The sequence below is a fragment of the Methylobacterium endophyticum genome (assembly GCF_050591105.1).
Taxonomy (GTDB): Bacteria; Pseudomonadota; Alphaproteobacteria; order Rhizobiales; family Beijerinckiaceae; genus Methylobacterium.
Genome location: NZ_JBNHES010000019.1, coordinates 13,302 through 26,088, shown reverse-complemented (window position 1 = coordinate 26,088; position 12,787 = coordinate 13,302). Strand labels below are relative to the sequence as shown.

At 71.3% G+C, this 12,787-nt stretch carries 15 protein-coding genes; 6 read left to right on the top strand and 9 right to left on the bottom strand.

Annotated elements, in window-relative coordinates; translation table 11 throughout:
- The first annotated feature begins 118 nt into the window (after positions 1-118).
- A complete protein-coding gene (locus tag ACP56T_RS18515; RefSeq protein WP_430913635.1) occupies positions 119-1,027 on the top strand; it encodes a hypothetical protein in 909 nt (302 codons plus the stop codon).
- A gap of 19 nt (positions 1,028-1,046) precedes the next feature.
- The gene (locus tag ACP56T_RS18510) at positions 1,047-1,430 is read left to right on the top strand and encodes a hypothetical protein (RefSeq protein WP_430913634.1); all 384 of its coding nucleotides are present in this window, start codon (positions 1,047-1,049) and stop codon (positions 1,428-1,430) included.
- A gap of 69 nt (positions 1,431-1,499) precedes the next feature.
- Here the strand turns inward: ACP56T_RS18510 and ACP56T_RS18505 are convergent, their stop codons facing one another.
- Positions 1,500-2,141, bottom strand: coding sequence for an antibiotic biosynthesis monooxygenase family protein (locus tag ACP56T_RS18505; protein ID WP_430913633.1), 642 nt, complete (start codon positions 2,139-2,141; stop codon positions 1,500-1,502).
- A gap of 126 nt (positions 2,142-2,267) precedes the next feature.
- Here ACP56T_RS18505 and ACP56T_RS18500 point away from each other — a divergent pair, with 126 nt between their 5' ends.
- On the top strand, positions 2,268-2,960 hold the full coding sequence (locus tag ACP56T_RS18500) for an ArsR/SmtB family transcription factor (protein WP_430913632.1): 693 nt from the start codon (positions 2,268-2,270) through the stop codon (positions 2,958-2,960).
- Positions 2,961-3,095: 135 nt separating this feature from the next.
- Here ACP56T_RS18500 and ACP56T_RS18495 read toward each other — a convergent pair whose 3' ends face one another.
- The 3 genes from ACP56T_RS18495 to ACP56T_RS18485 form a co-directional block, all read right to left on the bottom strand.
- Positions 3,096-3,386, bottom strand: coding sequence for a DUF3658 domain-containing protein (locus ACP56T_RS18495; RefSeq protein ID WP_430913631.1), 291 nt, complete (start codon positions 3,384-3,386; stop codon positions 3,096-3,098).
- A 52-nt stretch (positions 3,387-3,438) separates the two neighbouring features.
- On the bottom strand, positions 3,439-4,959 hold the full coding sequence (locus ACP56T_RS18490; protein WP_430913630.1) for a caspase family protein: 1,521 nt from the start codon (positions 4,957-4,959) through the stop codon (positions 3,439-3,441).
- A gap of 90 nt (positions 4,960-5,049) precedes the next feature.
- Positions 5,050-6,051, bottom strand: coding sequence for a DMT family transporter (locus tag ACP56T_RS18485; protein ID WP_430913629.1), 1,002 nt, complete (start codon positions 6,049-6,051; stop codon positions 5,050-5,052).
- A 265-nt stretch (positions 6,052-6,316) separates the two neighbouring features.
- Here ACP56T_RS18485 and ACP56T_RS18480 point away from each other — a divergent pair, with 265 nt between their 5' ends.
- A complete protein-coding gene (locus ACP56T_RS18480; protein WP_430913628.1) occupies positions 6,317-7,717 on the top strand; it encodes an aminotransferase-like domain-containing protein in 1,401 nt (466 codons plus the stop codon).
- A 2-nt stretch (positions 7,718-7,719) separates the two neighbouring features.
- Here the strand turns inward: ACP56T_RS18480 and thrS are convergent, their stop codons facing one another.
- From thrS to ACP56T_RS18455, 5 genes are all read right to left on the bottom strand, one after another.
- Entirely contained in the window at positions 7,720-9,747 is a 2,028-nt protein-coding gene (gene thrS / locus ACP56T_RS18475) for a threonine--tRNA ligase (RefSeq protein ID WP_430913627.1), read from the bottom strand.
- 136 nt (positions 9,748-9,883) lie between these two features.
- Positions 9,884-10,207: a type II toxin-antitoxin system PemK/MazF family toxin gene (locus tag ACP56T_RS18470; protein WP_430913626.1), complete on the bottom strand. Its 324-nt coding sequence runs from the start codon at positions 10,205-10,207 to the stop codon at positions 9,884-9,886.
- On the bottom strand, positions 10,204-10,419 hold the full coding sequence (locus ACP56T_RS18465) for an antitoxin MazE-like protein (RefSeq protein WP_430913625.1): 216 nt from the start codon (positions 10,417-10,419) through the stop codon (positions 10,204-10,206). The genes ACP56T_RS18470 and ACP56T_RS18465 overlap by 4 nt, the downstream gene beginning before the upstream one ends.
- A gap of 39 nt (positions 10,420-10,458) precedes the next feature.
- Positions 10,459-10,791 carry a membrane protein insertion efficiency factor YidD gene (gene yidD, locus ACP56T_RS18460; RefSeq protein WP_430913686.1) on the bottom strand — a complete coding sequence of 111 codons (333 nt, stop codon included), beginning with the start codon at positions 10,789-10,791 and terminating at the stop codon, positions 10,459-10,461.
- A gap of 7 nt (positions 10,792-10,798) precedes the next feature.
- The gene (locus ACP56T_RS18455) at positions 10,799-11,257 is read right to left on the bottom strand and encodes an iron-sulfur cluster assembly scaffold protein (protein WP_430913624.1); all 459 of its coding nucleotides are present in this window, start codon (positions 11,255-11,257) and stop codon (positions 10,799-10,801) included.
- A 241-nt stretch (positions 11,258-11,498) separates the two neighbouring features.
- Between ACP56T_RS18455 and folE the strand changes: the two genes are divergently transcribed.
- Both folE and hisI read left to right on the top strand, forming a co-directional pair.
- Positions 11,499-12,290 (top strand): GTP cyclohydrolase I FolE, encoded by a 792-nt coding sequence (folE, locus tag ACP56T_RS18450; RefSeq protein ID WP_430913623.1) that lies wholly within the window; start codon positions 11,499-11,501, stop codon positions 12,288-12,290.
- Between the two features lie 28 nt (positions 12,291-12,318).
- A complete protein-coding gene (hisI, locus tag ACP56T_RS18445) occupies positions 12,319-12,747 on the top strand; it encodes a phosphoribosyl-AMP cyclohydrolase (protein ID WP_430913622.1) in 429 nt (142 codons plus the stop codon).
- Positions 12,748-12,787: the final 40 nt, after the last annotated feature.

Sequence of the window (12,787 nt, the reverse complement as noted above, 5' to 3'; positions counted from 1 at the left end):
AGCGGGGCATGGCGCCTGCGCGGCGGCTTGGCAATGCGTGCCGCAGCTTGGCAATGCGTGCCGCGGCTTTGAAATGCGCGCGGCGCCTTCGGCGTGACGGGACGGAACGAGACGCGGCATGAGGTGGAGCGGATCGAGGCGTGGGCTGGCGGGGGCGGTGCTCCTCGCCTGCATCGCGGCCGGGCCGGCGGCGGCGCAGGGGACGGACCCGTTCGGGCGCGGCGGCCTGCCCTCCCCCGCGATCACCGGGCCGATCCTGCCCGCGCCGTCCGAGGCGCTCCTGACCCTGTCCGTGACGCTCGCCGGCAGCGACCGGCCCCTGCGCTCCGGCCTCGCCTGGCGGATCTACGAGGATCGCGGCGACGGCGCCCGTCCGGCGATCGTCGCCCGCTCGACGGACTCGGAGGCGAGCTTCAAGCTCGCGCCGGGCGCCTATGTCGCCACCGTCACCTATGGCTATGCCAGCGCCTCGAAGAAGATCGCCATGGGCGGCGAGCCGCAGCGCGAGCAGCTCAGGATCGCGGCCGGCGCGCTGCGGCTGTCGGGCGCCATCGGCGACACCCGGATCGCGCCCGCGCAGCTCTCCTTCTCGGTCTTCGTGCCGGTGGGGACGAACTCGGAGGGCCGGCTGGTGCGCAGCGGCGTCAAGGCCGGCGAGCTGATCCGGCTGCCCGAGGGCACCTATCACGTCGTCTCCACCTACGGGGAATCGAACGCCATCCAGCGCGCCGACCTCAAGGTCGAGAACGGCAAGGTCACGGACGCGACCATGAACCACCGCGCCGCGACGCTGACCCTCAAGCTCGTCTCCGCGCCGGGGGCGGAAGCCTTCGCCGGCACTGCCTTCTCCGTGCTGACGCCCGGCGGCGACACCATCCGCGAGGCCATCGGCGCCTTCCCGCAGGTGACGCTGGCGGAGGGCGAATACGTGCTCATCGCCCGCCACGACGGGCAGGTCTATTCGCGCGAGTTCAAGGTCGAGAGCGGGCTCGACCGGGACGTCGAGGTGGTGGCCAAGGGAAGCTGAAACAGTGGGACCCCGCCGGATGCGCCGAGCGACCGCCGCGCTCGTTCTCCTGATCGCCGCCGGGCCGGCCCCGGCCCAGACCGTCACGGACGGGTCCGACGCCGCGCTCCCGGCCGATGTCGCCCGCGCCGCCATCGCCCTCGTCGGGCGCGGCCTCAAGGACCCCGCGAGCGCCCGCGTCACCGGGCTGAGGCCCGGCAAGGCGGGGGCGGTCTGCGGCGAGATCGATCAGCGCAACCGCATGGGCGCCTATACCGGCCCGCGCCGCTTCGTCGCCGATCCCGCCTCCGGTTTCGCCGGGCTGCTGCCGGAGGGCCCGGAGCTGCGGGCGCCGGCCAGCATGGCGGATTATCAGGCCATGCAGCGCGCCCTCACCCTGCTCGCGGCGAATTGCGGCGGGTGACGCCCGCCGGCCCGTGACGGCCGTCGATGCGGGCATGATCGCGCTCCCCGCGCCGGATCAGGACGTCTCCTACGGCGCGACGGCGGGGTGGTATTGCGGCGCCTCGCGGCGGTCGTGCAGGCCGTACTCGCGGATCACCCGGACCGAGCGGTGGCGCCAGGGGCTCGCGCTGGCGGGAGCGGCCGGGCGGAACGCGTCCGCCGCCTCCGCTCCGGCCCAGGAGGCGAGAAGCAGCAGCTTGCCGGGCGCGGTGATGCTCTCGAACAGGTCGTGCCCGACGAGCCCGGCCGCCTCGGCATCCGGGGCGGAGAGCGCCGTGCCGGAGCCTGGCACGGCTTCCGTGATCGTGAGGGCCTTGGCCTCCCCGATCTCGGTGGCGTCGAAACGCTGGCCGCGCAGCGGCGCGCCGACGGGGAGCGCGGTATCCCCCGTCACCTCCCCGACCCGCAGGCGGTAGTCGGAGAAGATCGCGTCGCGGCCTTTCCGCTGGGTGAGGTGGTGGCGCGCCTCCGTGCGCCAGCGGATCACCGATTTCTCGTCGCGCCAGGTCGAGAGCGACAGCACCCAGCCGGGGCGGGTGCGGCTTCCGAAACGCTCGTTGTCGAGGAAGCCGTCGATGGATTCGAGCACCGGCCGCATCTCGGCAGCCAGCGCCAGATAGGCGTCCTTGCGGCCCTCGCCGGGGCGGACCTCGAACACGACACAGAACATGGCGTCCCTCCTTGCCGGCGGCAGAATGGGGCTGCCGCTCGGGAAAGTCAGGCGGGAACGCTTCGGCCGCGACCGAAGCGTTCCCGCGTGATCGGAGGGCGGCCCGGCGCTATCCTCGCGGGCATCATGAGTGCCGCCGCCAGCATCGCGCAGGTCGCCTCCCTCGTCGGGGATCCCGGACGGGCCAACATGCTCGCCGCCCTCCTCGACGGGCGGGCGCTGACCGCCACGGAACTCGCCGTCACCGCCGGAATCAGCCCGGCGACGGCGAGCGGCCATCTCGGGAAGCTCACGGAGGGCGGCCTGCTCAGCCTCGCCCGGCAGGGGCGCCACCGCTATTTCCGGCTCGCCTCGGCGGATGTCGCGCGCATGCTGGAGGGCATCCTCGTGGTGGCGGGAAAGGCCGAGCCGGATGCCGGGCGGCGGGTGACGCCGCGGATCGCCCCGGAGATGCGCGAGGCGCGCGCTTGCTACGACCATCTCGCCGGGCGGCTGGCGGTGGCGCTCGCCGACGCCCTGATCGCGCGCGGCGCGGTGGTGCTCTCGGACGAGGCCGGCGAGGTCACGCCGGCCGGCCGGGCCTGGCTGTCCGAGTTCGGGATCGCGCAGGATGCGGCCGCCCGGAGCCGCCGCCTGTTCTGCCGCCCCTGCCTCGACTGGAGCGAGCGCCGGCCGCATCTCGCCGGCCGGCTCGGAGCGGCGCTCTGCGCGCGCTGCGAGGAACTCGGCTGGATCGCGCGGTCCCGCGACAGCCGCGCCGTCATCGTGACGGAGATGGGCCGGCGCGGCTTTTCGGAGACGTTCGGGGTCGTCTGCTGAGCCCTTGTGCCGGTGTGCTCATCCGGTGACGGGCTGGCGTCTTGGTGGATTAAATTCGACGCTTGATACTCGCGGGTTGGAGCCGCTTCCGCTCCTCCCCGGACCTCTCGAAGCCAAGTCGCGATCGGGAAATTCCTACTTTGAAGGAATTCGTACCTCGCTATATCGCATTCTATCCAAGTTACCCTGCGCTTCCAGTTTCCCTCTTGCTACAAGCAACTTGATCCGTTCCACTATCGCCGTATCCGGTATGTGGCGATGCGGATTTGCCATGATGATCCTGCCAACGATCATGGCGACCTTTTGCCAACTCGTGGATGCGCCGCGCATGATCTCGTCATCCACACTGGCGGCGACTGAAACATCGGTGATCTGGATGGTGGCTGGCTGATCCATCTCTGCCCCTTCCAGATTCCACTTTTCCATCTCAAGCCGACATCGAGAACAGGTCCCACGCGTCGGATTCGCTGATCGACCGTCAGCGCCGCAGGCTGCCGATCCCGCCCACCAGGTTGCCGACGCCGCCGAGGAAGTTCCCGACCTCGCCGAGGGAGGCGCCGCCCCGCTGCGGCTGCGGCTGGGCCTGAGGCGGCGGCGCGTGCGCGGCCTGCGCCGCGCCGGGCTGCGGGCGCGGCGGCCGGGGCACGGCGGCGCGGACGGTCCGCTCGGCCGGGGGCTTGGCGGCGACGAGCTTCTGGTAGTCGGTCTCGCTCTGCGCCCACAGGGCCGCCTTCTGCGCGGCGGTGAGGAAGCCCGATTCGGGGATCTGGCGGGTCTTCTGCCAGTTCGTCAGGGCGCGGCGGGTGCCGGGGCCGAACTTGCCCGAGGCGCCGCCGGGATCGAATCCCAGGGCGCGCAGGCGCTGCTGCGTCTCGATCCGCTCCTTCGGCGTGAGCTTGAGGGCGTCCTCGCCGGCGGCGCTGCCGGTCTCGCCCTTCAGCTCGGCCTCGCTCGGCGCCGAGCGCGTGGCCGGGGCGGCCGCGCGGGCGATGCGGTTGCGGGCGATCTGGGCGAAGTAGCCGTTCGGATGGGCGTCGAGATAGGCCTTGTAGTCCTCGGGCGAGCCCGACTTCTCGGCCGATTCCCAGAGCCGCATCTCGAGGGCCTGCGGGCTCTGCGCCTGCGGGTTGGCGGAGGGCAGCGCCGCGCCGGCATCGGCCGAGGCGACCTGCACGGCGGGGGCGGCCGGGTTGAGATAGAACTCGCCGATGATGGAGGTGTTGACCCAGGGGCGCTGCTTCTCGCCGGTCGAGCGCCACACGTCCTCGCGCACGCGGTCCATCACCGTGGAGATCGAGACGCCGGGGGTCTCCATGTGCTTGAGCAGCGCCGCCGTGAACGGGCTGTTGTGCCCGCTCGACCCGTCGAGCGCCGTCTTCCCCGGATCGGTGGCGAAGGCGATCATGGTGCCGGCGGCCGAGTTCACCGCGATCTCCGACAGGCCGCTCGACACCGAGGCCGAGCGCGTCTTCAGCGAGCGCGCCAGTTCCTTGGCGAAGGGGTTGTCGCGGCAGGCGTCGAGGACGACGACGTTGACGCGGTCCTCGCGCTGCATCTGCCGCATCACGAGGTTGATGTTCATGGTCTTGAAGTCGAGATCGGCCTCGTTCTTCAGGACGGCGTCGGTGGGCAGGAGGTAGTTCTCCCCCGCCACCGCGACCCCGTGCCCGGCGTAGTAGACGAAGGCCACCTTGGCGCCGTCGAGCTTGGCCGCGTACTCGCCGACCTTGGCCCGCATGGCGTCGAGCTTGAGGTCGTATCCCTCCACCACGTCGAAGCCGATGCGCTTCAGCGAGGCGGCGATGGCCTTCGAATCGATCAGCGGGTTGTCGAGCGCGCCGACATTCTCGTAGGCGCCGTTGCCGATGACGAGGGCGACGCGCCGGTCCGGCGCGGCCTGCGCTCCCGCCGCCGCGAGGCCGGACAGGGCGAGCCCCGTCACGGCGGCGGCCGCCACGCGTCGAAGGGCGCGCCCTGCGCCGGAGACGATCTGCCTCATCCCAACAACCCCCTCGCTTGCCGAGGCTTTGCCGCCGTGTCCGCGGCCGCCCCTTTTCAGGCGCGACGATCCGTCCGAAGCGCGCCGCGATCAACTCTGCGTGAGAGTTTCCGGCGCAGTTGCGGCAAGATTGGGTCGGCCTGTGGCGATCGGGCCATGCCGCCGGAAAAGGCCGAGCCTTGTCCGCGCGTGTCCGGCGGCCGGGGGGCGGCCGTGCGACAGCTTGCGGGCTCCGGCCACGCAGAGCGCGACGATTCCCGCCGCCAGCAGCATCCTCGGCTCGATGCTTTCGCCGAGGGTCAGGCCGGCGATCAGCATTCCGAGGAAGGGCTGGAGGAGCTGGAGCTGGCTGACGGCCGCGATCCCGCCGCTGGCGAGCGCCCGATACCAGAACACGAAGCCGACGAGGGAGCTCGCCCCCGCGAGATAGGCGAGACCGGCCCAGGCCGGCGCTCCGACGGCGCCAGGTTCGGCCGGGCTCCAGAGCAGCGCCAGCGGCAGGGACACCGGCAGCGACAGGGCCGCCGACCAGGCGATGACCTGCCAGCCGCCGAGGCGCCGGGCGAGGCGGCCGCCCTCCGCGTAGCCGAGACCGCCCGCCGCCACCGCCGCGAGCATCAGCCCGCCGCCGGCCAGCGAGCCCGGTCCGGCGCCGGCGGCGGCGAATCCCACGGTCACGGCGCTGCCGAGCACGGACAGCACCCAGAAGGCCGGCGCCGGGCGCTCCCCCGCGCGCAGCGTCCCGAACAGGGCGGTGGCGAGGGGCAGCAGGCCGATGAAGGCCATCGCATGCGCCGAGGTGACGTGGCGCAGAGCCAGGGCGGTCAGCAGCGGAAAGCCCACCACCACCCCGAGCGCCGTCAGCGCCAGCGCGGCGAGATCAGCCCGCGCGGGACGCCCGCGCGAGACCAGGGCGAGGGCCAGCGCGGCGGCGAGCCCCGACAGCGCCGCCCGCGCCGCCGTGAGGAAGAGCGGATCGAGATCGGTGAGCGCGAGGCGCGTCGCCGGCAGCGAGGCGCTGAACAGGCCGACGCCGATCAGGCCGTCGAGGAGCGCGCGCCGCGAACCCGCGCGGGCGGGAGGCGTGGTCATCGCATCATCCGCCCAGCGCGATCAGCGGGAGGGCGAGCGCGATGCCGGCCAGCAGGATGACCGCGTCGCCCGCGCGCCGCCATGCCCAGGAGCGACCTGCATCGCCCGCTGCCGAAGATCCGTTCCGCCGATACCGTGCCATGCTCCGTCTCCCTGCTGCGCGAGGTTCCGATGAAGGCCGGACACTGCGCCCGGCGCGGCTTTCGCGACAGGGACGGATGCGGTACGGTTCGGCTAAACTGTCCTGTACGGAGACCAGTACGGAATGGATCGTCCACTGGATCAGGGCGGCACCCGCGTCGAGGCGGTGATGGCCGCCGTCGAGGCGCGCATCGCCGGGCGGCTGCTTGGGCCGGGCGCCAAGCTGCCCTCGATCCGGGGATTCGCGGAGACGATGGGCGTCTCGAAATCCACCGTCGTGGAGGCCTATGACCGCCTGCTCGCGCGGGGCACGGTGGTCTCGCGGCCGGGCTCCGGCTTCTATGTCGCCGGGCGGATGGAGCCGCTCTGCCTCGCCTCCATCGGGCCGCGCCTCGACCGCGCGGTGGACCCGCTCTGGATCGCCCGCCAGTCCCTCGAGGCGGCGCCCGGAATGCTCAAGCCCGGCTGCGGCTGGATGCCGCCGGACTGGATGCCGGACCCCGGCATCCGCCGGGCGCTGCGCCAGCTCGCCCGCGACGGCGGGCAGGACCTCGTCAGCTACGACCAGCCCCTCGGATTGCCGGCGTTGCGCCAGACCTTGTCCCGGCGGCTCGCCGAGCGCGGCATCCCGGCCCATCCCGACCAGATCGTGCTGATGGATTCTGCCACCCAGGCCCTCGACCTGATCTGCCGGTTCCTGCTGGAGCCCGGCGACGCGGTGCTGGTGGACGATCCCTGCTACTTCAACTTCCACGCGCTCCTGCGCGCGCACCGGGTGCGGGTCGTCGGCGTGCCGTTCACGGCCTCCGGCCCCGATCTCGCGGCCTTCGAGGCGGCGCTGATGGCGCACAAGCCGCGCTTCTACCTGACGAATTCCGGGCTCCACAATCCGACCGGCGCCTCCTTGAGCCCGGCGACGGTGCACCGCGTCCTCAAGCTCGCGGAAACGCACGGCACCGCCATCGTCGAGGACGACATCTATTGCGACTTCGAGGCGGAGCCCGGCCCCCGGCTCGCCGGATTCGACGGGCTGGAGCGCGTCATCCATGTCGGCGGCTTCTCGAAGACGCTCTCGGCCGCCGCCCGCGTCGGCTTCATCGCGGTGCGCGCCGACTGGGTGGAGCGCCTCGTCGACCTCAAGCTCGCGGTGAGCCTCGGCAGCGGCCATCTCAACGCAGCGCTCGTCCACCGCTTTCTCGGCGACGGCAGCTACCGCCATTATCTCGACGGCATGCGCGCCCGGCTGGCCACGGAACGCGGCACGGTGGTCAGGCGGCTCGCCTCGGCGGGTCTGACGGTCGACCATCTGCCTGCGGCGGGCATGTTCCTGTGGGCGCGCCTGCCCGAGGGGCTCGACGCGGCCGAGGTCGCCACCCGCGCCCTGGCACGCGGGGTGGTGCTGGCGCCGGGCAACGTCTTCAGCGTCTCGCAGAGCGCCGGCGCCCACCTGCGCTTCAACGTCGCCCAGTCCACCGACCCGCGCGTTTTTTCGGAGCTGGAGCGGGCGATGGACGCAGCGGCCTGACGCTACGGCGCCGGCCGCTCCCCGTGATGCGCGTCGAGCGTCGCGGCCTCGGTGGGCACGGTGTCGGCCACGCCCTGCGCGCGGCGGATATCCGGCGAGGCCGCCTCCGCCACGAGTTCGGCCAGCGCCGCGTCGAGGCCGAGGGTGCGGGTCTGCTGGCTGCCGAGCCGGCGGATCGAGACGGTGCGCTCCTCGCCCTCCTTGCGGCCCAGCACCAGCATTACCGGCACCTTGGCCAGCGAATGCTCACGGACCTTGTAGTTGATCTTCTCGTTTCTCAGGTCGCTCTCGACGCGCAGGCCCGCGCGCGTCGCAGCCGCGATCACCTCGGCGGCATAGGCGTCGGCTTCCTGCGTGATCGTGGCGACCATCACCTGCACCGGCGCCAGCCAGAGCGGGAAATGCCCGGCGAAATGCTCGATCAGGATGCCGGTGAAGCGCTCCATCGAGCCGCAGATGGCGCGGTGGACCATCACCGGCGGTTTCTTCTGGCTGTCGGCGTCGACATAGAAGGCGCCGAAGCGCTCGGGCAGGTTGAAGTCCACCTGCGTGGTGCCGCACTGCCAGTCGCGCCCGATGGCGTCGCGCAGCACGTACTCGAACTTGGGGCCGTAGAAGGCGCCCTCGCCCGGATTGACCTCCGTGCGGATGCGGCCCGCCGACTGCTCCTCGATCTGCGCCAGCACCGTCGTCATCACGCCCTCGGCATGGTCCCAGAGCGCGTCGGAGCCGACGCGCTTCTCGGGCCGGGTCGAGAGCTTCACCACGATCTCGCCGAAGCCGAAATCGGCATAGGTCGAGAGGATCAGCTCGTTGATCTTGAGGCACTCGGCCGCGAGCTGGTCCTCGGTGCAGAAGATATGCGCGTCGTCCTGGGTGAAGCCGCGCACGCGCATCAGCCCGTGCATGGCGCCCGACGGCTCGTAGCGGTGCACGATCCCGAATTCCGCCATGCGCAGAGGGAGATCGCGGTAGGACTTCAGGCCGTGCTTGAAGATCTGCACATGGCCCGGACAGTTCATGGGCTTGAGCGCGAACCAGCGCTTGTCCTCGGCCTCGTCGCCCGCCGACTGGGCCGCGAACATGTTCTCGCGGTACCAGTCCCAGTGGCCGGACGTCTCCCAGAGCGACTTGTCGAGGATCTGCGGCGCGTTCACCTCGGCATAGTCGCCCTTCAGGCGGCGGCGCATGTAGGCGATCAGCTCCTGGAAAATCGTCCAGCCCTTGGCGTGCCAGAAGACGACGCCCGGTCCCTCCTCCTGGAAGTGGAAGAGGTCCATCTCGCGGCCGAGGCGCCGGTGGTCCCGGCGCTCGGCCTCCTCCAGGCGATGGAGATAGGCGTCGAGGTCCTCCTTCGAGGCCCAGGCGGTGCCGTAGATGCGCGTCAGCATCGGGTTGTTCGAATCGCCCCGCCAATAGGCGCCCGCGACCTTCATCAGCTTGAAGGCGGTGCCGACCTTGCCCGTCGAGGTCATGTGCGGGCCCCGGCACAGGTCGAACCAGTCGCCCTGGCGGTAGACCTTGAGGTCCTCGCCCGGCGGGATCGCGTCGACCAGCTCGACCTTGTAGGCCTCGCCCTTGTCGGCGAAGACCTTTTTGATGTCGTCGCGCTTCCAGACCTCCTTGGTGAAGGGAGCGTCGCGAGACATGATCTCGCGCATCTTCGCCTCGATCGCGGGGAAGTCCTCGGGCGTGAAGGGCTCGTTCTTGGCGAAGTCGTAATAGAAGCCGTTCTCGATCACCGGGCCGATCGTCACCTGCGTGCCGGGCCAGAGCGCCTGCACGGCCTCGGCCAGCACATGCGCGCAGTCGTGGCGGATGAGCTCCAGCGCGCGGGGATCGTCGCGGGCGATGAACTCGATCGCCGCGTCGCGCTCGATCGGATCGGAGAGGTCGTGGACGGTGCCGTCGAGCACCATGGCGACGGTGCGCTTGGCCAGGGACTTGGCGATGCCCTCGACCACGCTGCGGCCGGTCGACCCCGGCTCGACGCTGCGGGCATTGCCGTCGGGGAAGGTGAGGATGGGCATGCGGGTCTCCTGCGCTCACTCCTGCATACGAGGCAGGTAAGCGGGGTGTGATGAGCCGCGCCGTTTAGACCGATTTCAGGGCGGAAGAAAACCGTGTCGGCGACGCTCTTGCCGCAATCAGGCGCTTGAGGACACCTCAGACGATCCCGAGAAACACCGCCATGGCGCGATTGACGGCCAGCATGGTCTCGTCGTCGAGCCGTCCGATGACGAGGCCGATCTTGCTGCGCGGCGGCGTCTGCGGCTTGTCGATCATGATCTGCGATCGCTTGCCGAGACCGTTGAAAGGGCTCGGCTCCACCGTGATCCAAAGGAGCGGCGCATCGATCAGCGTACCGGTGATCGGCAGCAGCGTCACCGCCGGGAGGTCGGCGAAGAGATCGGCCTGGATTACGAGAGCCGGCCGCGGCTTGCCCTGATCGCCTTGCAGGGCGACCGTCACCAGGTCGCCGCGTCTCACGCCGTCCAGCCGGCTCGGTCCGATGCCGCGAACCAGGCTTCGTCCTCGTCCGTTTCGGCCGAACCCTGCATGTTGCGGATCAGCCGTGCCTGCCGTGCGCATTCGGCGGCGAATATCTCCGTGCGCGTGTCGGGCAGCCAGACTTCGACCGGCCGCAGCCCGGCGGACCGCAGGTTGTCGTCGCGCTGCCGCATCGCTTCCGTCTCCGCCATGCGTCGCCTCCAGTGCCGGACGCCTTGAGGATCGGCACGCTAACGGCCCCCCGCATCCTCCGCCACCCCTTCGCACACGAACGGCGAGGGCGGCGCCTCGACGCCGCGCCAGCGGCCGTAGCGCCAGGGCAGGAACCAGCGCGCCCGGTCCGGCAGGCGCTCCGGCACGAGGTCGATGCCGTGGGTGCCGAAGGGGCCGCAGCGGCAGATGCGGGAGAATCCGATCCAGCCGCCGGGCCAGAGCCCGTGCCGCTGGATCGCCCGGTCGGTGTAGTCCGAGCAGGACGGCCAGTGCCGGCACTGGCGCCCGACGAGGCTCGACAGGGTGAGCTGGTAGGCGCGGATCGCGAGATGCGCGGCCCGGCGCAGCAGCATGGCGCTACTCGGCGGCCTGCGGCGCGGGGCCGGCGCGGGCCGCGATCCGGTCGAGGGCGTCCACCACGGCGTCGAAGGTCAGCAGGGTCGAAGCGTGGCGCGCCTTGAAGTCGCGCACCGGCTCGAACACCGCGAAATCGGCATAGGGGCCTTCGGGCAGCGGCCCGTTCTGCTTGAGCATGGCGCGCATCTGCTCGCGAAGGCTCCGCAAGTCCGCGGGCGCGGCGCCGACGACATGCCGGGCCATCAGCGAGGAGGAGGCCTGGCCGAGCGCGCAGGCCTTCACGTCATGGGCGAAATCGGAGACGCGGCCGTCCTCCCCGAGGCTGAGGTCGACGGTGACGGTGGAGCCGCAGAGCTTCGAATGCGCCGTGGCGGTGGCGTCCGGCGCCGCGAGCCGCCCGAGCCGGGGGATGTCGGCGGCGAGCTCGAGGATGCGGCGGTTGTAGATGTCGTCGAGCATGGGTTCGCCTCGCCGTCCCAAGAGATGAGGCTTGCCCAGCCGGCTCAAGGGTTTCGGCTCTCGGTTGTCTGATGCGCGGGCCGCGCATTGCGCACGGACGCGAGAACGACGATATAGGCGTGATCGTGCCGCTTCGCGAGGAGGCGGCCTGTCGACCGGCGCCGCGCCCAGGGCCCCGGATTCATCGTTTCCGGTCCGGGCACTCGACTCCAGCAGGGTCCACGCCCAGGACGGTCAGACAATGTATGCCAAGCCCGACGCCAAGACGATGCCGACGCGGATCGCCCTGGCGGGAGATGCCATGGATGCCGCCCTCAAATCCCTGTCGTACCGGATCGCCGAAGACGGGCGGGGGCTGAACCCGATGCGCAACGACAACGAGCGCCCCGTCGAGGCGCCCCCCGAACTCGCGCCGGAGCCGTCCTCCCTCACCCGCGTTCCCGAGGGCATCGCGCTCGGCCGCCCGAGCCGCGAGGAGGCCGAGGCCGCCGTGCGCACCCTGCTGCGCTGGGCCGGCGACGATCCGAACCGCGAGGGCCTGCGCGACACGCCCGCGCGCGTCGCCAAGGCCTACGGCCAGCTCTTCTCCGGCTACGATCAGGATGCGGGCGCGCTCCTGGAGCGGGTCTTCGAGGAGGTCGAGGGCTATTCCGACATCGTGCTGGTGCGCGACATCCCGTTCTATTCCCATTGCGAGCACCACATGGTGCCGTTCATGGGGCTGGCGCATATCGCCTACTATCCCTCCAAGGGCGTGGTCGGCCTCTCGAAGCTCGCCCGCGTGGTCGACACCTTCGCCCGCCGCCTCCAGACCCAGGAGACCATGTCGGCGCAGATCGCCGACGTGATCGAGAGCATCCTGGAGCCGCGCGGCGTCGCCGTGATGGTCGAGGCCGAGCATCTCTGCATGGCCATGCGCGGGGTGCAGAAGGCGGGCGTCTCCACCGTCACCAGCCAGTTCCGCGGCGTCTTCCGCGACAACGCCAACGAGCAGGTGCGCTTCCTGACCCTGGTGCGCGGCGGCAAGGCCTGAGCCGGATCATCGCGGCTTGCCGGACATCATGAGCGCCACGACCCTGCTGCCCTTCGACGCGCCGGGCACGACATCCGAGATCGAGGAAGGCACCTCGTTCCAGCCGCGCTTCGACGCGAACGGCCTGATCGCCTGCATCGCCGTCGATGCCCGTGACGGGCGGGTGCTGATGCTCGCCCACATGAACGCCGAGTCCCTGGCCCGCACCCTGGCGACGGGGGAATGCTGGTACTGGTCGCGCTCGCGCGGCGAGCTCTGGCACAAGGGCGCCACCAGCGGGCAGATCCAGCGCGTCGTCGAGATGCGCACCGATTGCGACCAGGACGCCCTGCTCGTCACCGTCGAGGTCGGCGGCGACGGGGGCTGCTGCCACACCGGGCGGCGCGCCTGCTTCTACCGCGCCGTCGAGCGCGATCCCGAGGGCGGGCGGGCGCGATTGCGGGCCCTGGAGGCGTGAGCGCCTCGGCCCCCTGGGAGGTCGCGGCCTTTCACGAGCG